The organism is Anabaena cylindrica UHCC 0172, from assembly GCF_034931625.1.
In the GTDB taxonomy this organism is placed as follows: domain Bacteria; phylum Cyanobacteriota; class Cyanobacteriia; order Cyanobacteriales; family Nostocaceae; genus Anabaena; species Anabaena cylindrica_A.
In genome coordinates this window covers 1-19,349 of sequence record NZ_JAYGGY010000050.1, presented here as the reverse complement: position 1 = coordinate 19,349, position 19,349 = coordinate 1, and the positions used below count along the sequence as shown (strand labels likewise).

The following is a 19,349-nucleotide window of genomic DNA, read 5'->3' as shown; positions in this document are numbered from 1 at the left end:
CTACGTTACGCTCAGTATGACATAAGTCCAAATTTCACCCGTTTGCAGTATACCTACATTAAAGTAATTGAGTTGACGGGGCAAATTCTATCGTCTCCAGTACATTGGGTAATGGATAAGTCTATTTTCTCATCACCAATTACCCAATCTAAAATCTAAAATTCCAAATTAGAATAATCTCCTGATTTTCCACCAGTTTTACTGACCAAACTAATTGATTCAATTTGAATCGACTTTTCTAGCGCTTTTGCCATATCGTACAAAGTCAGTGCCGCAATCGAAACGGCAGTTAAAGCTTCCATCTCTACACCAGTCTCAGTTTTAGTTTTTACTGTGGCATAAATTTGATAACCAGGTAGTTCGATATCTGGTGTGACTTCAACAGTAATTTTTTGCAAAGGTAAGGGGTGACAGAGGGGGATTAAATTAGATGTCTGTTTAGCAGCCATAATCCCTGCTAACTTAGCAGTTGCCAAAACATCACCTTTGGGAGTGTTTCCTGCTTCAATAGCCGCAAACGTGGCTGGCAGCATTCGCACCTGACCCCTAGCAACGGCTTCCCTCACAGTGGCTACTTTGCCTGATACATCAACCATTTGAGCCTCTCCCTGGGGGTTGAGATGGGTGAGTTGAGAAGAATTTAAAAAATTATCTTGCATGATTGGCAAAGTTCGTGTTATTATCAGATTCGTTGGTTAAGGGCGTGTAGCTCAGTGGACTAGAGCACGTGGCTACGGACCACGGTGTCGGGGGTTCGAATCCCTCCTCGCCCGTTAAATAACAAAAATTGCACAAACCCCATGATGAGGTTTGTGCAATTTATTTTTTCAAGGCATAAACATCTTCACCTTGACCAAGGGCAAAGCGGAGAGAGTTTGATAAGTTACGACTAGACTGGGTGACGAAAATCAAGATGGCCAGGACAGTTAAACCAGTAGCAAAACCAAATGTACTGCGATAGCCGATTTGTTCAGCAACAAAACCTACAACTGGGCCTGCTATAACTAGACCAACATCAAATCCCATTAGAGATACGCCAAATATCCGTCCCCGTTCATGGGGTAAGGCTCTATCTGTCATCATGGCAGAAATCATGGGAATAGCAGTACCAGATGCAGCACCTTCAATAAATGCTCCTAATAAGAAAGTTAAGGCGTTGTTGGCTTGCCAAATACATATCATTGCCAGAGTGTATGCGACCAAGCTAAAAGTTACAAATAAACCACGTCCATATTTATCAGAAGCCCGACCGGCAACTAATCTAATTGTAAAACTGGATATAGCAGCGGCTGTAAAAAATAATCCGGCATTTAAATTTATTCCAGTTGATTTGATGTACAACGCTATAAATGTATGTACAGAACCTAAAGCCAAACCAATGAGTAACAGTACGATCGCTGGTACACGCACACGGGGGCTAATTAGCAATTGCCAAAATCGATCATCATTAGTCTTTGGTGGTTGTTCAAAAATAGGTGGATTAACAATGGGTAAGATGCAAAGTAAACCCAAAAATCCTAAAATAGCCGAGGAAATAAATAATGGCGTATAACCTGCTTGCGCTTGTAAATATCCACCCAACGCAGGGCCAAGTGCCACACCTATAGGATTAACCAAACTCATATAACCGATGACTTCACCACGACGGTGTTCTGGTGCTAAGTCTCCAACTAAGGCGATGTAACCTGTGGCAAAGGCGGCAATACTGATACCATGAAAGGCGCGAATGAGCATTAAAGGCAGAAGTGATTTTACTACTAAATAACCCAAAGGTGCGATCGCAGCCACTGACATCCCAATCAGCAACACAATTTTTCTGCCCCGACGATCTGCAAGTACTCCCACTTGAGGACGAAATACTAACATCCCGACCGCAAAGCTACCCATCACAATCCCAATTTCTTGCTTTGTAGCTCCAATAGACTCAATATACAAAGGTAAAGTCGGCAACAATGAAGCTAGACTTGACCAAAAAAATAAACCAGCCGCAAATAGTATTAGCAGGTTTCGCCGCAGACTAGGGTCAAAAGTATCAAAAGCTTTCACGGCAAACGCAATTTAATGCTGAGTAATTTGTCTTTCTATTGTTACTTTACTTAACATTTTTTGCCACTACTTCCCGCACCCGATATATCGGTCTTCCTTGAGATTCATGATAAGTACGCATTAATAACTCTGCCAAAAGACCGAAGCAAAACAACTGCACTCCAGCTACTAACAATAGAACTGCCAAAATTAGCAAAGGACGATTACCAATATCCGCATGAAAAGCCAATTTAATGAAAGTTAGGTAAATGCCGATTCCCACCCCAGAAACTATGGAAATTAAGCCCAAAAGCCCAAAAACGTGCATTGGCCTGGTCAGGAATTTTTTCATAAACAAAATAGTCAACAAATCCATCAACACCCGAAAAGTCCGGGAAATCCCATACTTACTTTGACCAAAGCGCCGTGCATGATGACGCACAGGCAATTCTGTAATTCTCGCCCCTTCAATGTAAGCCAAAGCAGGTAAAAAGCGGTGTAATTCCCCATAAAGGTTCATATCTGCAACTAATTCGCTACGATAGGCTTTCAGGGAACAACCATAATCGTGTATATTCACGCTAGTACTACGGCGAATTAACCAATTAGCAATTTTAGAAGGCAGCAACCGATTTACTGCCCCATCTTGGCGATTTTTTCGCCAACCACTCACCAAATCATAACCTTCATCCAACTTGGCTAATAACATTGGTATATCAGCCGGGTCATTTTGCAAATCAGCATCTAAAGTTACAATCGCTTTCCCTGTGGCATAATTAAACCCCGCCGCCATAGCCGCAGTTTGTCCGTAGTTACGCCGCAAAATTACCGCTTTTAAATCCGGGCGAAATTGGGCTTGTGCTTTGAGAAATTCTGCCGAACCATCGCTAGAACCATCATCCACACAGATGATTTCATAAATCATCTCACTAGCTGTGAGAGTAGAAGAGATTGCTTCTAACAACAAAGGTAAACTTTCGACTTCATCTTTAATTGGTACAACTACTGATACATCTATAATTGGTGATTGGTGATTGGTCATAGGGATATTAAAACAGTAAATTATACAAGCTTCTAGGGTGGCAAGATGGCCACTTCCTTTGCGGTTCATTTCTTCGTTAACCGTCAGAATGTATTGGAAAAACTACTAGTAGCGATCGCAGAAAATGAAGAATATACAGCCCAATAATCCTAACTCCGTGCATATTGATAGGCAAAAATCGTAATTCCAAAGGCTGCAACATATTTAAAGATTACAGCGATTTTCCCGAATTTTGATTAATCTTCCTGCAAACTTGGTAAATCTAACGCAATCACCAGAGCCTGCGCCAAATGCGCCATTACCACCGGAGAAAGTACCCCTCTTAAACGCAAAAAGCGGGTTTTAGACAACACTCGCACCTGATCTGCCATTGCAATTGAGTCTTTCCTCAATCCACCATCAGGTGCTAAAATTAAAACTTGAGTAGGATAAACCCTCTTCCCATCTTGATAAGTGGTACAGGGTACTGCCAAAACTACTGGGCTAGATAGATTAATCACGTCACGACTGACTATAATTACGGGGCGAGTTCCTCCCTGTTCTGAACCTTCTGTCATTTCTAGACGCGCATCGTACACTTCACCCCTTCTCATCTTGGCGATTCCCCTAGCTGCAAAGCCTCCCATTGCGCTGGTGCAAATTCTATCTCCATTTTTAAAACTTCTGCTTGATAATCAGGATCTTTCGCCATTTCTGCCAAAGCAGCATCAATTTCGGCTCTTTTTTGTGCTGCCAATTCCCGCTTCAAAGCCTGCACCACAAAATCATTCCTACTTTTGGCTTTTCCCTCTAACACCGCTTTATCTGTAGCTTCTAGCAGTTCTTTCGGGATTGTTAACGTCGTGCGAATGGTTTCTGCTTTCATGGCGCGTTCTAGACTGTGATGTCTGAAGTGATGCTTTATATGATATCCTTTTGAGCATCAATTATTAGTAATAAATGATTAGTAATTAGTAATTAGTCATGGGTATAATAAAACAGTCAAATTTGCTACCTAAAGAACAGCAGTTAATTTGATCAAACAACTGAGTAACTCAAGTTGCTAGTTATCTAGTTGAGAACGGTAATGGGTCATTGGTCATTGGTCATTAGTGAATAATTTTCTGTTTTAATCCTGTAAATCCTTAAATCCTGGATATCCTGATTCAGACATTTTCCCTAACTAGCAACTTACGTTATTAGATATAATTACTTAAACTAAATATAATCTGTCAAGTAAAAATATAAACGAATACCCAAATTTATAGTAATTTCACTAAATTTTTTAGTGCTTTTATTACTTTGTACGAGATTATTTACTTCACTGCTACAAGGTTAAATTTACCAAGCAACTTATGAAAACATCCACAGAATTACAAACTCGGCTCGATCTATACTACCAGCAAATTAAGACGATTATTCTTTCTCGTCAAAACCCCATCACAGGTTTGCTTCCTGCGAGTACAGCAATTACCGCTCATGGTGATTATACTGATGCTTGGGTAAGAGATAACGTCTACAGCATTTTAGCAGTTTGGGGTTTAGCTCTGGCATATCGTAAAATAGACAAAGACGATGGACGAACCTATGAACTCCAGCATAGTGTTGTCAAGTTGATGCGTGGTTTGCTGTTTGCAATGATGCGACAAGCACATAAAGTAGAAACATTTAAACATACCCAATCGCTACTAGATGGACTGCACGCTAAATACAACACCGCCACTGGTGACATTGTAGTTGGTGATGATGAATGGGGACATTTGCAACTTGATGCCACATCTATATTTTTACTGATGTTGGCACAAATGACCGCTGGAGGATTATCAATTATTTATACAATTGATGAAGTTAATTTTGTCCAGAATTTAGTTTACTATATTGGTCGAGCTTACCGCACTCCAGACTTTGGCATTTGGGAAAGAGGAAATAAAATTAATCATGGTAGTGCTGAATTAAATGCTAGTTCTGTAGGCATGGCTAAAGCAGCTTTAGAAGCTATCAATGGACTAAATTTATTTGGTATACATGGAAGTCAAACCTCAGTAATTCATGTATTACCAGATGAAATTGCTAGAGCCAGAATTACCTTAGAGTCTTTATTACCGAGAGAATCAGGTTCAAAAGAAGTTGATGCAGCGCTGTTGAGTATTATTAGTTATCCTGCTTTTGCTGTGGAAGATGTGCAATTGTATGAACGAACTTTTAATAAAATTATTACCAAACTGGCAGGTAAATACGGTTGTAAACGTTTTCTCCGCGATGGACATCAAACAGTTTTAGAAGATACCCAACGCTTACATTATGAACCTTGGGAATTAAAACAATTTGAAGATATTGAATGTGAATGGCCATTGTTTTTCACTTATTTAGTTCTTGATGGATTATTCCGAGGTGAACAAGAGCAAGTTGCAAAATATCAAGTATTATTAGAATCATTACTTATAGAAAGTGATGGACTGTGGTTATTACCAGAACTTTATTATGTTCCTGCTGAAAATATCGAAGCAGAAAAATTAAACCCACAAACTCAACTCCGGCTACCTAATGAAAATATTCCTTTAGTGTGGGCGCAAAGTTTATATTTTCTCAGTCAAATGTTAAATGAAGGATTAATAGCAGTAGGAGAACTTGATCCTTTAGGCAGACATTTATGTATAAATAAAAAACGTGAAGCGTTAATTCAAATTGCCTTATTAGCAGAAGACGAAGAATTACAAGCAAAGCTAGAAGTTCATGGTATTGAAACCCAAACTCCTACCCAAGTTGAACCAATCCAAGTGAGAAAAGCTGGGGATCTTTCCCACATTTTTACGCAAATTGGTCGTAATGATAAACTTGGTTTAACTGGTCGTCCGGTAAGACGTTTACGGAGTTTAACTACATCAAGAATTTTTAGAATTTGTGGAGAAACAGTTGTATTTTTGCCATCTTTTTTAGATTCTCAACAGTTTTATTTAACTCTTGATTACCACTTTTTGGTAGATCAACTTAAAAGTGAATTGGCGTATATTCAAAAATATTGGAGTGACTTAGGTCGTCCGACTTTGACATTAATGTTAACTCACACGATGTTAGAAATTGGTTCTGAAGCATTATTAGAATTAATGCAAGAACTTAAAGATGGTGTTTGTAACGGTGTCCAGGTAAAATTAGGTCGAATAAATCAATTGATGCTCACAGCAGGTATCCAAACAATTGATTTTATTCCAGATGAAGAATTTTCCCAATCAGTTGTTAAAAATGCTAATATCCGCTGCTATTATCTAGCTCATCATCCTGGAAAAAATTGGCGCTTAGGACATACCCAAGAATTCCAAATGGAATATGAAACTAACTTGAGTTCATTGTTAGTGCATTTGCGTTCGTCAGAAAATATTTATGAACAAATTGAGTTACTGCAAGCTTTAAAACGGTTACAGGGTTTAGAATTTGATACGGGATATGGTGGTCCTGGACGACCTGTAAAGGTGGGAGATTTGCTGGATGAGATTTACACTAAAGCAGGTGATTTAGGTCTGTGGGCGGTGGTGCGACGGGCTGCTGGTTTACGCCAAATGGTAGATATTGGCTTATCTGATGCGGTGACAAGTATAGTGGTAAGAGGTAAGCAAATTGCTGTGGGTAGGGCTTACAGTGAGGCTTCTCTAATGGTTGTACCCATGTCTCACCATGAAATTGCGGAAAAAATAAACAACTTCTGTCGTGAGGATATCCGCGATCGCGTCCTGACGCAAGAGATTTTGATTTATCTGGGTGTCTTAATCAAATCAGAACCAGAATTATTTCAAGGACTGCTCACCCTCAGAGTCGGTTATCTCATTCTCTTAATTACCAGCGAAATAGCTCAAGAATTGCGTGTTACTCAAGATGAAGCCTATGATTATTTAATGCAGCTTTCACCTTTTGAAGTAAAAATTCGCCTGCATAAAGTATTAACCGGATATACTGGTGTCAGTGGTTTATTGCGTCAACAAGAATCATTACACGTCAAGCAAAAAGAAAGTGATATCGCTTGGGTAGTCTTACCAGCAATCACCGAAGAAATCGCAGTTTCTCCAGAGAATTGGCGCAGATTTCGTCAAGCAGAAGGCGCACTCAACCGTGTTCCTAAAGACTTTTTTAAACAAGTTTGGCTATTAATGCAACATTGCAAAGGGCTAGTTATTGGCGATAAATTAGAACGACGCAATCGTTTAGATAGTGAAGTAATGCTTTCGGAAATGACCGCAGGAGAAAGAAATTTTGCTTTGCTAGTTGAACATTTACTCAATAAAATTGAAGCCCCAGAATATCGCCAAGTTAATGCAGAAGCCTTGATGGAATTAGCTGCAATAGTCGCTAATAACCCCAGCTTGCAAATTGAAGAATATATAGTTTTGGATGTATTAATCGGTCACGCGGTGCGGTTAGCATGGCTGGAAAATCATCCCCATCGGAGTCATAATTATGATGAAGATAAAGGTTCAGCATGGCCACATTTTTACAACACTTCTCCTCAAGATTGCGCTAATTATATTTTGAAGGCTTTTAGATTTTTGATAGAGTTTGGAGAAGATGCTTAAACGCAGAGGAACACAGAGGTCAGCGCAAAGGAACGCGGAGAATGCAAGAGAATGAGTTGAGTGGGTTGATTATTGGTTGTGCGATGAGGGTACATACTGCGTTGGGGCCTGGGTTGTTGGAGTCAGCTTATGAGGAATGTTTGGACTATGAACTTAGGAAAGCCAATCTCAATATTGGTAGACAAATTCCTGTCCCCTTGATTTACGAAAATGTCAAATTAGATTGTGCTTATCGGTTAGATTTGCTAGTCGAAAACAAAATCATAGTAGAAGTTAAAGCCGTGGAATCCTTAAACCCAATCCACTCCGTTCAACTTCTCACTTATCTCAAACTAGCCAAATGTAAACTGGGACTCCTCATCGTCCTCCACCTCAAAGACGGCATCAAACGAGTAGCTAACAACCTCTGGCTCCGCGTTCCTTTGCGTTAACCTCCGCGTTCCTCTGCGTTAAAAACTTACTTCACAGAAACAGCATCAACATCAACGGTGTTGTCTGTAGATGTTGGTTCGTTGGTGCTAGTTTCTACATTGCCTTTTTTCGCTTTCCAGCCGTCAACTACTAATCCAGAAACTTCAGAAACTAGTAATGTTAAAAGCAAGACATCATCAATTTGTCCAATAACGGGTATAAAGTCGGGAGCAATATCAATAGGGCTAATCAGATAAGCTATTGTGCCGAAAATTACCCACCAACGGTATTTAGGATTACGAAGTGTGTTCCGATACCAGCTATAAAGCGATTGAATTGAGAAGTTCATATTTTTAACCTCCGTTTATTTTTATTTTGGCAAATTCTGCTTTAAACTCCCGGTGGGAATAACCGTCCTAGTGTGTATAGAAGATGGTACTACTAAGAAGTCGTTAAACTACTTAACCTAGCGATAGAGTAGATGAGTGGTGTGGCAATGATGCATTAGTCTCTAAAATAAAAATGCTTCGGCATTGTTGCTCTAGTAATGGAGGGAGGAAACCTACACAGTGGATATTTTAGATCTGTTTGATAAGGGCGGCCCAGCAATGTGGCCTTTGCTGGTGCTTTCAGTTCTATCTGTAAGTGTCATTTTCGAGCGCCTATGGTTCTGGTTGCGGATTTTGATGCAGGAAAAGGAAATCGTTGAGCGCGTCCTTGATGCGGCGACTGAGAATTGGGAAATAGCTACGGAAATTGCCGAAAGAGCTACTGATCAGCCAATTGGACGTTTTCTCTATGCACCGCTACGTTTACAAAGAGGTGATGCGGAAACTTTTCGACTAGCCCTGGAATCAACGGCGGCTGAAGAAGTAGCTGGGATGCGGAGAGGCGAAAAACTTTTAGAATCTGTGATTGCTCTCTCTCCGCTGTTAGGATTGTTGGGTACGGTTTTAGGTTTGATTCAGTCTTTGCGCTCAATTCGCATTGGTGATTTGGGTACTGAATCAACCGCTGGGGTAACTACTGGGATTGGAGAATCTCTGATTAGTACCGCTGCTGGCTTAATAGTTGCGATCGCAACTTTGGTATTTTATCGCCTGTTTCAGAGTTTTGTTGTCAACCAAGTCAAGGTTTTTAACAAAGCTGGCAATGATTTAGAGTTACTTTATCGCCAATCTCCTCCTGATCCTCACAAAAGTACATCAGGAATAGCACGGGATACTGGCAGAGAAAGCTTTAATTCTCCCCGCAAGCGAGGTAAAAACAAGTTTACCGAAATTCCTGAATCCCCACCAGAGAACACGGCTCAGAATCCTAACCCTAATTCGGCACAAGAGCTAGAAAATGAAAGTTAACTTACATACACCCATTGAAGAAGTCCAAATTCAAATCATTCCCTTAATTGATGTCGTTTTTTGTATCCTGACTTTTTTTCTGTTAGCAGCGTTGCAATTTACTAGGCAACAAGCAATTAATGTTGATTTACCCAAAGCCAGCACAGGTTCAACTTCTGCTGCTAGTTCACAGAGCAAAAGTGACATTTTGCCTGTAACTATTGATGCTGTTGGTCAAACTTACATCGAAAAAGATCCTGTTAGAAAAGATGAATTAGAGTCACGTTTAAGGCAGTATATCGAAGCAAATCCTAATGGTATTTTGGTGCTGAATGCATCACGCACAGCAACTTATAATGATGTGATTCAAACATTGGATTTGCTCAGACAAGTAGGAGGAAATCGTGTTTCTTTGGGAATTATTCCCGGACCATCTCAATCATTCACGAATTCACCAATTCCATCTTTTGTGCCAAGTATACCTAATACAGTTCCAATTCCAGGTACTGATACACAAGGCAATTTTCCCCCTTCCTTGCCCTCAGTTCCTCCATTTCCTAGCAATGGAGAAGGCATAAATCCTGGTATTTCACCAACAGTTCCTAACAATAGTGTACCCCAAATGCCTGAAGCACCGGGAGCAAGCAATTCTCCACCTCAAAGGTCAAACTAGTTCTGTAAAAGTTTTAGGTTTAAAATCCCCCAAACCCTCTTTAATCATATGAGCTAGGGGGATTTTAATTTTTTATTAATATCAGGAAAAACCGGATAAACCTAAAGATATCTAAAATAAATTCCCGTTAGAGAAAAAATCTCTGCTAATTTATAAATAATTGGTTAAGCTACAAAGATTTTACTATCAATAGACTAAGTAATTTATCGCCAATTACCATTTTACGTTTCAAGGGTTGCGGCAATGAATATTGTGACACTGTTAATTGTTTGGATAGTCACTTCTATCAGCTTGTGGATTATCAGTAAATTGCCTTTAGGAGTGGAAATTGATACTCCTGGAAAAGCCGTCTTTTCCGCAGCAATTCTGGGTATTATCACAGCATTAGTTAGACCAGTTTTAAGTTTTGTATTTACGATACCAAATTTAGTCACCTTTGACTTATTATCTGGTATCTTCACCTTCATGATTGCCGTTGCTTGCTTTAGTATTGCTGCCTGGTTAGTGGAAGGTTTTCGCTTACGTTATGGCATTTGGAGTGCCATACTAGGAGCTTTTACACTCACTATTATCAACAATCTACTCTACAAATTACTGGGTGTTTAAATAATTTGTAATTGTTAATTCGTAATTCGTAATTAAAGGTTGCAGGTTAGAAACTTGTAAATACAAAATAATCTTGTTTGCAACTCAGCAAATTTACAATCTAGTAGAGTGCGGACTAGTTAAGTTACCTATCTCAGAACTAAATCATGAGCATAAATTTTAGCCCTAAAAATGGGTACTCTATTTATGCCATGACGTACTAGTAAATTACGAATTACGAATTACTTATCCCTAGAGGGACTGGAGGCACTACTAGGAATTATTCATTGGTACTAGGAGGAGTCACTGGAGTGCTGGCTTGTTGTTGACGCTGATCGCGTTTTTTCCGATCAGCTGAGAGTATATCTGCCATTACTATCAGTGCTTGCGCCATCTTATCTAGATTAGAACGGTATAGATCTAAATCCTTACTAAGTTTATCTTCCGATAAATGCAAACCTTGAGCGATCGCTTTTAGTGCCTCATTGCGTTGTTTTTCATCTTTGACCAGTTCTGGATCTGCTAGTTCCAATAATGAGAACAGACCAATGGCAAACAAGCGGCTATATTTAAAGTTAGGATTGTGTGCGATCGCTTGCAGTTGAGCTTGCAAATCAGCATCTTGATCTAAATGAGTAGTTTGGCTAATCCAAGCAATTAAATCTTTAACTGGCAAACTTTGAGCTATAGCTTGCAATCTGACTGCATCTTGTCGATAGCGTTGCTGATCTTGCTCTACAGCCTGACATAAGGCATTGAAAATAGATTCTTGATCTCGTTCCGGTAGATAGCCTTGCATGAAGCGGTCAAAGGTTGTGACAACGCCCAAGGCATAAATTGGATTGTAACTATAATCAACATTGACTGACAGCAGATGCATTTCCACCATCAACTCTTCTACTACCCGGCGGTAAATAGTATTGATTGGACGGGTGTGAAGATTATAGAAAGTTCGCTTTGTATCAGAGACTGTACGGACGTTATTCACAAAGAAAATGTTAAGGGCGACGTATTCCTATTTTGTCGTTTAAAGGCTACTTTGCCAAGTTATAAAAAAAAAGCCTGAACACCCCAATAGCCTAGGGTGGCGTAAGCCATAAGAGACTTCCAACTAAAAAAATATACCGTCGTTGTGACAGCAGGGGGCAGGGAGCAGGCTTGCCGTGAGAGTAGCCGAACGGGAGCAGGGGGAAGAAAAGTCGCTTTGATTTGGTGAACTGGGATAGCGCCCTACGGGATCTTGCTACGCGGAGCGTCCCGGAGGGAACTAACGCTGCTGCAAGCAGTACATCTTTTTTGTGGATTTCTCAAAGTAATGAGACAGAATTAATTACACAACTGAATCTTTCCGTTCCCTGTTCCCTCTCTCAACAAGTGAATTTAATTTTGTCGTAAGGATTCAGCATACAAAATATTTGATATGGCAGGGAACAGAAGAGAAAAATATTCTTCTTATTCTTCTTTTTCCTTCTTCCTTCTTATTCTTCTTCCTTCTGACTCCTGACTCCTAACTCCTGAATTCTTACATTTTGTCCAACTACTTAGTGCAAACAACAGATATAAATCCGAATGGGGAAATGCAGAAAAAAAGAATAATTCCTCATGCACCATATCCTAATTTATAATTATTTTTGTTAATACGCCCTATTTTATGAGCTTATCACCACCGTTAATAGCTTTAGGTCACTACCTAGCTGGAGAATTTAATAATCAGGAACAGGCTATGGCGGAGTCTGTTTGGTATGTTCACCTGCGTCTATGGCAACGACCAGTTAATCTTTTCCCTGAAGACAGTATCACCCTATTTGCCGAACAAGCAAATATTGTTAATCTCAATCAACCTTACCGCCAAAGAATCATGCGATTGCAGCAGGGATCTGAGTCTTTGCAAGTGCAGTACTATATGCCTAAAGATCCCACCGCTTTGAAAGGGGCAGGAAAGAATCCCACTTTACTGAATTCGTTGACATCAGAGCAACTAGAGTTGTTACCAGGCTGCATTCTTTCTATTACTGAAGAAACACTAGCTCCTCACCTCTATCGGTTTAGAGCTTCTCCATCTCCAGAAAATATCTGTAGTTTTACTTATCTTGGTAACAAGATACAAGTTTCACTAGGTTTTGAAGCTACTGAAACAACATTTCTTAGTTACGACAAAGGAATTGATTCAGAAAGTGGGAAAGCCACTTGGGGCGCAGTTCTTGGGCCTTATCGTTATACCAAGGTAGAAGCTTATCATCTAGGATGAGCCGACCATTCTGCATTTGTTAATTAGAGATCAGCCCAAACAGATCATTAAGCAGATTGCGGATTTAAACCCGAAGAATTGTTTGATTCTTCATTGCTTTCATGCTCATGGTTTAAAATCTGATTTTCGTTTTTGACTAAATTGGGGAATATAGTTTCTAAAGCTTCTTCTTCAGTTTCAAAAATTTCAAATACCGTATCCATCATTGTCACTTCAAACACCAGCTTGGCATCTGGATGGACATTGCAAATGCGGAAACTGCCCTTGACTTTATCAGCATCGCGCATTCCCGCAACCAAAGATGTGAGACCAGAACTATCAATAAAATCTACTTGTCCCAGGTTCACAACTATATGACGACTTAATTTAGAAATACACTCCTGTAACTTTAGACGAAATTGCCAAGCGCTAGTGATGTCTAGACGATCTGTTGGTTTCAAGACAATCACAGTATTACCATCTTGGGTTTTGTAGATTTTTTGATCTATATTCACTGTACCTATCCGTTATATTGCTGTTAATTAACTTTTGTTTACTTCATGTTTCAGTGGGTGAAGTAGGACTAAGAAATCTCCACTTTGAAATTATCTATATTGCTATTTTTTTCAACCCATAAGTAATATTTTTGACGGGTAGACAGTACTTGATGCTTAGAAGCGAGTGCTGAGTAAATTTAAGAGGACAAGAGAATATACATATATGTAAAATCTCACAACACCAAAGTCCTAATATACTTCACTATGGATTAATATTGGGAAATTTACTCAGCCCACAGCGATCGCTTAAAGTTGATTTAGTTTCCAGTTTATCCAATCTTGAGGCTTGAGGAAAGTTTCATACAGTTCAGCTTCAGGAGAATTGGGTTCTGGTTGATAGCCATATTCCCAGCGCACTAACGGTGGTAGGGACATAAGAATAGATTCCGTGCGGCCGTTGGTTTGTAGTCCAAAAATTGTTCCCCGGTCGTAAACCAAGTTAAATTCTACATATCTACCCCGACGATATAATTGAAAATTGCGTTGGTGATCACCATATTCCATCCCATGTCGCCGTTCTACAATCGGTACATAGGCTGGCAAAAAGGCTCCACCACAGTCTTGCACAAAAGCAAACAATTCTTCCCAACTGCGTGGCGCTGGTGTACCTACTTTATCACTGTATGCTGCTGCTTCCCCATGAGGATTAGTGCCACCATATAACTGACTCTGACTATGTTGATAATCAAAAAATAGACCACCAACACCCCTTGTCTCATTCCGATGCTTGATGTAAAAATATTCATCACACCAGCGTTTGAACACTGCATAATACTCTGGATTGTGTTGATCACAAGCCTGTTTGAGTGTTTTATGCAAATGAACAGCATCTTCGGCAAAAGGGTAATAAGGTGTCAAATCAACACCACCACCAAACCACCAGACTGGCCCTGCTTCAAAATAACGATAATTCAGATGGACTGTGGGTACATAGGGATTACGTGGATGTAACACCATTGAAGTGCCAGTTACATAAAAGCTGTGTCCTTCTGCATCTGGACGTTGGGCTAAAATTGAAGGAGGTAGGCTATCCCCCCAAACTTCAGAAAAACCCACACCTGCTTGTTCAAATATTGCACCATCACGTAAAATCCTTGATCTTCCCCCCCCACCTTCTGGGCGTTCCCAGCCATCTTCTTTAAATTTACCAACACCATCCAGCTTTTCCAGCCCTTGACTGATTTTGTCTTGTAACTGTTGCATAAACTGACGAACCCTAACCTTAGCGTCAGTTGGTGGTAAAAACGCGGATGATTCTGCTGCTACATCTGGGGTTTGTGATTTGGTCAACATAGATTCCCGAACCTAAAATTACGATTTTCAAAAAGCTAGCAATTTTGAGGTTAAAAATTTGCCAGCAATGATAGCCAAAACTGCTTTTTCTTACTTGTCAAGCCATGATAGAGCAATTGACTAAAGTTATTGTCCCTCAAATGAGTATAGGCTTGTATATTCATTAAGTTTATTTGCAATTTTAACTGGAAAAATCCTAGTACAGACACCAGAGCATAAACAATTTAGTCTATAAAGCAACTACTTTGCTGTATGGTATCTGTGGTAAATAGAGAATTTGACTACAATTTTCCCAGATGCCAGAGTATAGCTAGGAGGATTAGGACAGTGCAAGGTTGGTTATCCAAATTCATCCACCGCAAACGTCGTCGGGTTTGTGCTTCTCTGGTACGGACATATCGGGAGCTTAGTTATGCTTCCGTCGATGAATTGTGGCAAAAGGTGGTTGACTTAACAGATGTTTCTTGGCATCCATTACTCAAAAGTACAAATGTTCCCTATGGATTAGTACCCAAGCCTGGATTGATTTTTCAAGCAATGACTAGGTTTTGGCCAATCCCCATTAGGATTTTTGTAGAAAGAGTTAATCATCAGCAAATGTTCAGTATCCGGGTTTTAGCATTTCCTGGGATTGAAGAAAGGGTGACATATCAAGTAGAATCGACCGTTTGTGGATCTTATTTATCTTATTCTGTAATTTTACGAGGCTGGTTATCTCCACTTATTTGGTCTTTATCTCGTCCTTATGTAGACAGAGTAGCGCGTTCTCTCATAGAAGCTGTAGAAGCAGTACAAACTCCACCTTTACAACGTAAGCTCGAAGGGTGGGATTGGCTTTGACCACAGAGAGGTAAGGGAACAGAAGGATTTGGAACTCCTCTGCCACTCATGGTTTCAAGCCTCTAATATTTATTTATGGTTAAATTTCACTCAGCACTCAGGACTGTTTTGTTCAACAGGCCACATCTTTTTCATCACTGATGTCCTAAGAAAGTTAAGATTCAAGTAGAAGTCAATGAAAATTTTTTAAGCTTTATATAAAGCGGCAACGGTAAACACGCTATGTATGATGTCCTAGATTCCCAGTCAGTCCTAGATATATTGCGACCGGTCGAAGATCCAGAGCTTCGCAAAAGTCTGGTAGAACTGAATATGATTCGCAATGTGAAAATTGACAGTGGCAAGGTTAGCTTTACTTTGGTGTTGACTACTCCCGCTTGTCCTTTGAGAGAATTTATTGTCGAAGATTGTAAAAAGGCTGTTAAACAACTACCAGGCGTTACAGATATCAGCGTAGAAGTGACAGCAGAAACACCCCAACAAAAAAGCTTACCTGACCGCACTGGGGTTCCAGGGGTGAAAAATATTATTGCTGTTTCTAGCGGCAAAGGTGGTGTTGGTAAAAGTACAGTGGCTGTAAATGTCGCAGTGGCGCTGGCACAAACAGGAGCAAAAGTTGGCTTACTGGATGCTGATATTTATGGGCCTAATGACCCGACAATGCTAGGCTTGGCTGATGCTCAAATTGCTGTGCGCTCTACAGAGACTGGGGAAGTTATAGAACCCTTGTTTAATCATGGCGTTAAGTTAGTTTCAATGGGTTTTTTGATTGACCGAGATCAACCAGTGATTTGGCGTGGTCCCATGTTGAATGGCATAATTCGTCAGTTTCTTTATCAGGTGCAATGGGGAGAACTGGATTATTTAATTGTGGATATGCCACCGGGAACTGGAGATGCTCAATTAACTCTTACCCAATCTGTCCCCATGTCAGGTGCAGTGATTGTCACCACACCGCAAACTGTAGCACTATTAGACTCGCGCAAGGGTTTGCGGATGTTCCAACAATTGGGTGTGCCGGTATTGGGAATTGTGGAAAATATGAGCTATTTTATTCCCCCAGACCAACCAGATAAGAAATATGACATTTTTGGTTCCGGTGGAGGTTCAAAAACTGCGTCAGAGTTAGGAGTACCACTACTAGGATGTGTACCTCTAGAAATTTCCACCAGAGTTGGTGGTGATAATGGTGTACCAATAGTTGTTGCTGATCCAGATTCAGCTGCGGCTAAAGCTCTCAAAGCGATCGCTCATGCGATCGCAGGTAAAGTCTCAGTTGCGGCACTGACATAAGAAAGGAGTCAGGAATCAGGAGTCAGAATCAAAGATAAATAAGAAATATTCTCTGTTCCCAATTTTGACTTTTGATTTATTCTCAATCTCCGTTTAACGCTCAAGTTGCTCCTCGCACAATGTTATTAAAACCTTCGCTTCCCAAAATTCGCTGGCAATATTGGATTAAGCCCTGGCAGCAAGTAGATTGGCTATTATTTTTTCTACCTGTTGCTGCCAGTATGTTCGGTGGTCTGATGATTCTCAGTACAGAAATCAAGCAGCCAGTAACTGACTGGTGGTGGCACTGGTTAGTAGCTGGTATTGGCGCACTTATTGCTTTATTTTTGGCTCGTTGCCGCTACGAAAACCTGATTCAGTGGCATTGGATAACTTATGCGCTGACTAATTTCAGTCTCATAATTGTGATGGTTGCTGGTACTAGTGCCAAAGGCGCACAGCGCTGGATTAGCATTGGTGGCTTCAATGTCCAACCTTCAGAATTTGCCAAAATAGGCGTGATTATCACCTTAGCAGCTTTATTACACAGGCGGACAGCTTCTACTCTTGAAAGTGTTTTCCGTGCCTTGGCAATTACTGCTATTCCCTGGGGATTAGTATTTTTGCAACCAGATTTAGCGACATCTCTCGTATTTGGGGCAATCGTCTTAGGAATGCTTTATTGGGCAAATGCCAATCCTGGTTGGTTGATTCTGATGATTTCTCCTGTGGTGTCGGCAATTCTGTTCAGCATATCTTGGCCTTTGTCAGAACCCATAGTGTTGATTAAAGAACTATCTTTTAGTCCCTTGGGTTTAGTTTGGGCAGGTGCTATGGGGATATTAGGTTGGCAAACTCTACCCTGGAAACGATTTAATATTAGTGCGTTACCTTTGTCGAGCGGAGCTATCGCTTCTTGTAGTCTCAATATGTTAGGTGGTGAATTAGGGGTTTTCGCTTGGAACCATATATTAAAAGACTACCAAAAAGACAGATTGAGCGTATTTATAAATCCTGAACATGATCCTCTTGGTGCTGGTTATCACCTGATTCAATCGCGTATTGCCATTGGTGCAGGGGAAGTTTGGGGATGGGGTTTGTTCAAAGGGCCAATGACTCAACTAAATTTTGTCCCCGAACAGCATACAGACTTTATTTTCTCTGCGGTTGGTGAAGAGTTCGGTTTTGTCGGTTGTTTAATAGTGCTTTTTGTCTTCTGCTTGATTTGCTTCCGCATACTACACATAGCTCAAAGCGCCAAAGATAATTTTGGTTCACTGTTGGCTATTGGTGTTTTATCAATGATTGTGTTTCAACTAATTGTTAATGTGGGTATGACTGTCGGTTTAGCACCTGTAGCAGGAATTCCCCTACCTTGGATGAGTTATGGTCGTTCTGCTATGCTGACCAATTTCATTGCTTTAGGAATAGTTGAATCTGTAGCCAACTACCGCCAAAGACAAAAGTATTATTAAATCAGGGAATAGGAAATAGATTGACAACTGAACAATCAACTAATATTAAGCTAATAACAGGAACTAAACGAGGGTAAAAACATGATTCTGCCTGGAGCAACTGTTCGCGTCAAAAATCCCGCCGATACATATTATCGTTTTGAAGGACTTGTGCAACGTGTTAGTGATGGCAAAGTAGCTGTATTGTTTGAAGGTGGTAATTGGGATAAAATAATTACTTTCCGCTTACCAGAATTAGAACCTGTAGACACCACCGCCAAGAAAAAAGGAAAATAATCATTTAGTCATCAGTCAGTGGTTATCAGTCATTAGTAAAAGACCAAGGACTAATAACTAAGGACTAATGACTAAGGACTAATATGCGTTTACCCTTACCACAGTTTGCAACTAGCGATCGTCATCCTCACCATATTGGGGAGGTGATCGAAACCACAACTACCGAATTTTTGGCACAGTGTTTAGAACCGGAAGATTTGAGTTTTCCACCCATGCCACCTTTTGGTAGTTGGGTTTGCGCTGTGGATGAAGAATCTGGCAATCAAGTCTATGCAGTGGTATATCATGCCACAACCATGCCTATTGATTCTGTACACAGGGCTAGGGCTTTGGGGTTGTCTTTACAAACGTTGCGTGAGGAACAACCCCAGATATTTGCTATGCTCAGAACTGAATTTCGGGCAGCGATTGTCGGATTTGAGCAGCAGTCACAAAATTTGAGTTATAACCAAGGGGTATATCAATATCTTCCACCCCGTCCGCCCCAAATTCATCAGGCTGTTTATCGGTGTCAACCAGAAGCTATCATCAAATTTACCGAAAAATTAGATTTTTTGCGGACAATACTTTTAATTAATGGTGCGCCGGTAGAATCTTTAGCCGCATCTGCTATTCGTGAAGTTTACCAGTTACGCAAAGCTGACCGAGAATGGTTGATTAAAGCGGGACGACACCTGAGCATTTTACTAAAAGACGATTATGATCGTTTACGCTTTATTTTAAGTCAAATACACCCCTAACCAATACTGCTCGGTTAAGGAAATGTAGGTTGGGTTGAGCGACAGCGAAACCCAA

20 protein-coding genes and 1 tRNA gene are annotated in these 19,349 nt (G+C 40.4%); 12 read left to right on the top strand and 9 right to left on the bottom strand.

Annotated features, from left to right (window positions below):
* Positions 1-155: 155 nt before the first annotated feature.
* Positions 156-659, bottom strand: a complete 504-nt coding sequence (gene moaC / locus VB713_RS12700; RefSeq protein ID WP_323311888.1) for a cyclic pyranopterin monophosphate synthase MoaC — start codon at positions 657-659, stop codon at positions 156-158.
* A gap of 40 nt (positions 660-699) precedes the next feature.
* Between moaC and VB713_RS12695 the strand changes: the two genes are divergently transcribed.
* Positions 700-773: transfer RNA gene (locus VB713_RS12695), tRNA-Arg, on the top strand.
* A 46-nt stretch (positions 774-819) separates the two neighbouring features.
* Here the strand turns inward: VB713_RS12695 and VB713_RS12690 are convergent.
* From VB713_RS12690 to VB713_RS12675, 4 genes are all read right to left on the bottom strand, one after another.
* Entirely contained in the window at positions 820-2,046 is a 1,227-nt protein-coding gene (locus VB713_RS12690) for an MFS transporter (protein ID WP_323311887.1), read from the bottom strand.
* A 46-nt stretch (positions 2,047-2,092) separates the two neighbouring features.
* On the bottom strand, positions 2,093-3,067 hold the full coding sequence (locus tag VB713_RS12685) for a glycosyltransferase family 2 protein (RefSeq protein WP_323311886.1): 975 nt from the start codon (positions 3,065-3,067) through the stop codon (positions 2,093-2,095).
* Positions 3,068-3,303: 236 nt separating this feature from the next.
* Positions 3,304-3,660, bottom strand: a complete 357-nt coding sequence (locus tag VB713_RS12680) for a type II toxin-antitoxin system PemK/MazF family toxin (protein ID WP_323311885.1) — start codon at positions 3,658-3,660, stop codon at positions 3,304-3,306.
* Positions 3,657-3,932, bottom strand: a complete 276-nt coding sequence (locus tag VB713_RS12675; RefSeq protein ID WP_015215751.1) for a ribbon-helix-helix domain-containing protein — start codon at positions 3,930-3,932, stop codon at positions 3,657-3,659. Before VB713_RS12675 ends, VB713_RS12680 begins: the two co-directional genes overlap by 4 nt.
* A gap of 469 nt (positions 3,933-4,401) precedes the next feature.
* Here VB713_RS12675 and VB713_RS12670 point away from each other — a divergent pair, with 469 nt between their 5' ends.
* The gene (locus VB713_RS12670) at positions 4,402-7,608 is read left to right on the top strand and encodes a glycoside hydrolase family 15 protein (RefSeq protein WP_323311884.1); all 3,207 of its coding nucleotides are present in this window, start codon (positions 4,402-4,404) and stop codon (positions 7,606-7,608) included.
* Between the two features lie 41 nt (positions 7,609-7,649).
* Positions 7,650-8,039: a GxxExxY protein gene (locus VB713_RS12665; protein WP_323311883.1), complete on the top strand. Its 390-nt coding sequence runs from the start codon at positions 7,650-7,652 to the stop codon at positions 8,037-8,039.
* A 26-nt stretch (positions 8,040-8,065) separates the two neighbouring features.
* Here VB713_RS12665 and VB713_RS12660 read toward each other — a convergent pair whose 3' ends face one another.
* The gene (locus tag VB713_RS12660; protein ID WP_323311882.1) at positions 8,066-8,368 is read right to left on the bottom strand and encodes a YkvA family protein; all 303 of its coding nucleotides are present in this window, start codon (positions 8,366-8,368) and stop codon (positions 8,066-8,068) included.
* Between the two features lie 220 nt (positions 8,369-8,588).
* On the opposite strand from VB713_RS12660, the gene VB713_RS12655 reads away from it, so the two are divergent.
* The 3 genes from VB713_RS12655 (at position 8,589) to VB713_RS12645 (ending at position 10,635) form a co-directional block, all read left to right on the top strand.
* Positions 8,589-9,377, top strand: a complete 789-nt coding sequence (locus tag VB713_RS12655) for a MotA/TolQ/ExbB proton channel family protein (RefSeq protein WP_323311881.1) — start codon at positions 8,589-8,591, stop codon at positions 9,375-9,377.
* The gene (locus VB713_RS12650; protein WP_323311880.1) at positions 9,367-10,029 is read left to right on the top strand and encodes a biopolymer transporter ExbD; all 663 of its coding nucleotides are present in this window, start codon (positions 9,367-9,369) and stop codon (positions 10,027-10,029) included. Before VB713_RS12655 ends, VB713_RS12650 begins: the two co-directional genes overlap by 11 nt.
* A 243-nt stretch (positions 10,030-10,272) precedes the next feature.
* Entirely contained in the window at positions 10,273-10,635 is a 363-nt protein-coding gene (locus tag VB713_RS12645; protein WP_323311879.1) for a phage holin family protein, read from the top strand.
* A gap of 259 nt (positions 10,636-10,894) precedes the next feature.
* On the opposite strand, the gene psb29 is transcribed toward VB713_RS12645, so the two are convergent.
* The gene (gene psb29 / locus VB713_RS12640) at positions 10,895-11,602 is read right to left on the bottom strand and encodes a photosystem II biogenesis protein Psp29 (RefSeq protein WP_323311878.1); all 708 of its coding nucleotides are present in this window, start codon (positions 11,600-11,602) and stop codon (positions 10,895-10,897) included.
* A 663-nt stretch (positions 11,603-12,265) separates the two neighbouring features.
* Here psb29 and VB713_RS12635 point away from each other — a divergent pair.
* Entirely contained in the window at positions 12,266-12,862 is a 597-nt protein-coding gene (locus tag VB713_RS12635; RefSeq protein WP_323311877.1) for a chromophore lyase CpcT/CpeT, read from the top strand.
* A gap of 47 nt (positions 12,863-12,909) precedes the next feature.
* On the opposite strand, the gene VB713_RS12630 is transcribed toward VB713_RS12635, so the two are convergent.
* Together VB713_RS12630 and hemF are read right to left on the bottom strand one after the other, a co-directional pair.
* Positions 12,910-13,356, bottom strand: a complete 447-nt coding sequence (locus VB713_RS12630) for an STAS domain-containing protein (protein ID WP_323311876.1) — start codon at positions 13,354-13,356, stop codon at positions 12,910-12,912.
* Positions 13,357-13,644: 288 nt separating this feature from the next.
* The gene (gene hemF / locus VB713_RS12625; RefSeq protein ID WP_323311875.1) at positions 13,645-14,691 is read right to left on the bottom strand and encodes an oxygen-dependent coproporphyrinogen oxidase; all 1,047 of its coding nucleotides are present in this window, start codon (positions 14,689-14,691) and stop codon (positions 13,645-13,647) included.
* 327 nt (positions 14,692-15,018) lie between these two features.
* On the opposite strand from hemF, the gene VB713_RS12620 reads away from it, so the two are divergent.
* The 5 genes from VB713_RS12620 to VB713_RS12600 all read left to right on the top strand — a co-directional run bounded on the left by VB713_RS12620 (position 15,019) and on the right by VB713_RS12600 (position 19,294).
* Complete coding sequence (locus VB713_RS12620; protein ID WP_323311874.1) at positions 15,019-15,531, top strand: SRPBCC family protein; 513 nt, start codon at positions 15,019-15,021, stop codon at positions 15,529-15,531.
* 222 nt (positions 15,532-15,753) lie between these two features.
* Positions 15,754-16,824 carry an Mrp/NBP35 family ATP-binding protein gene (locus tag VB713_RS12615; RefSeq protein WP_323311873.1) on the top strand — a complete coding sequence of 357 codons (1,071 nt, stop codon included), beginning with the start codon at positions 15,754-15,756 and terminating at the stop codon, positions 16,822-16,824.
* A gap of 119 nt (positions 16,825-16,943) precedes the next feature.
* Entirely contained in the window at positions 16,944-18,278 is a 1,335-nt protein-coding gene (gene rodA / locus VB713_RS12610; protein WP_323311889.1) for a rod shape-determining protein RodA, read from the top strand.
* A gap of 81 nt (positions 18,279-18,359) precedes the next feature.
* Positions 18,360-18,554: an NAD(P)H dehydrogenase subunit NdhS gene (locus VB713_RS12605; protein WP_015215765.1), complete on the top strand. Its 195-nt coding sequence runs from the start codon at positions 18,360-18,362 to the stop codon at positions 18,552-18,554.
* 83 nt (positions 18,555-18,637) lie between these two features.
* Positions 18,638-19,294, top strand: coding sequence for an HAS-barrel domain-containing protein (locus VB713_RS12600; RefSeq protein WP_323311872.1), 657 nt, complete (start codon positions 18,638-18,640; stop codon positions 19,292-19,294).
* Positions 19,295-19,349: the final 55 nt, after the last annotated feature.

Coding starts and splice junctions, on each gene's coding strand:
- VB713_RS12650 (WP_323311880.1), top strand. CDS start 9,367: ATGAAAGTTAACTTACATACACCCATTGAAGAAGTCCAAATTCAAATC.
- VB713_RS12675 (WP_015215751.1), bottom strand. CDS start 3,932: ATGAAAGCAGAAACCATTCGCACGACGTTAACAATCCCGAAAGAACTG.
- VB713_RS12680 (WP_323311885.1), bottom strand. CDS start 3,660: ATGAGAAGGGGTGAAGTGTACGATGCGCGTCTAGAAATGACAGAAGGT.
- VB713_RS12665 (WP_323311883.1), top strand. CDS start 7,650: ATGCAAGAGAATGAGTTGAGTGGGTTGATTATTGGTTGTGCGATGAGG.
- VB713_RS12645 (WP_323311879.1), top strand. CDS start 10,273: ATGAATATTGTGACACTGTTAATTGTTTGGATAGTCACTTCTATCAGC.
- VB713_RS12660 (WP_323311882.1), bottom strand. CDS start 8,368: ATGAACTTCTCAATTCAATCGCTTTATAGCTGGTATCGGAACACACTT.
- VB713_RS12635 (WP_323311877.1), top strand. CDS start 12,266: ATGAGCTTATCACCACCGTTAATAGCTTTAGGTCACTACCTAGCTGGA.
- VB713_RS12615 (WP_323311873.1), top strand. CDS start 15,754: ATGTATGATGTCCTAGATTCCCAGTCAGTCCTAGATATATTGCGACCG.
- VB713_RS12670 (WP_323311884.1), top strand. CDS start 4,402: ATGAAAACATCCACAGAATTACAAACTCGGCTCGATCTATACTACCAG.
- moaC (WP_323311888.1), bottom strand. CDS start 659: ATGCAAGATAATTTTTTAAATTCTTCTCAACTCACCCATCTCAACCCC.
- hemF (WP_323311875.1), bottom strand. CDS start 14,691: ATGTTGACCAAATCACAAACCCCAGATGTAGCAGCAGAATCATCCGCG.
- VB713_RS12605 (WP_015215765.1), top strand. CDS start 18,360: ATGATTCTGCCTGGAGCAACTGTTCGCGTCAAAAATCCCGCCGATACA.
- VB713_RS12600 (WP_323311872.1), top strand. CDS start 18,638: ATGCGTTTACCCTTACCACAGTTTGCAACTAGCGATCGTCATCCTCAC.
- VB713_RS12685 (WP_323311886.1), bottom strand. CDS start 3,067: ATGACCAATCACCAATCACCAATTATAGATGTATCAGTAGTTGTACCA.
- rodA (WP_323311889.1), top strand. CDS start 16,944: ATGTTATTAAAACCTTCGCTTCCCAAAATTCGCTGGCAATATTGGATT.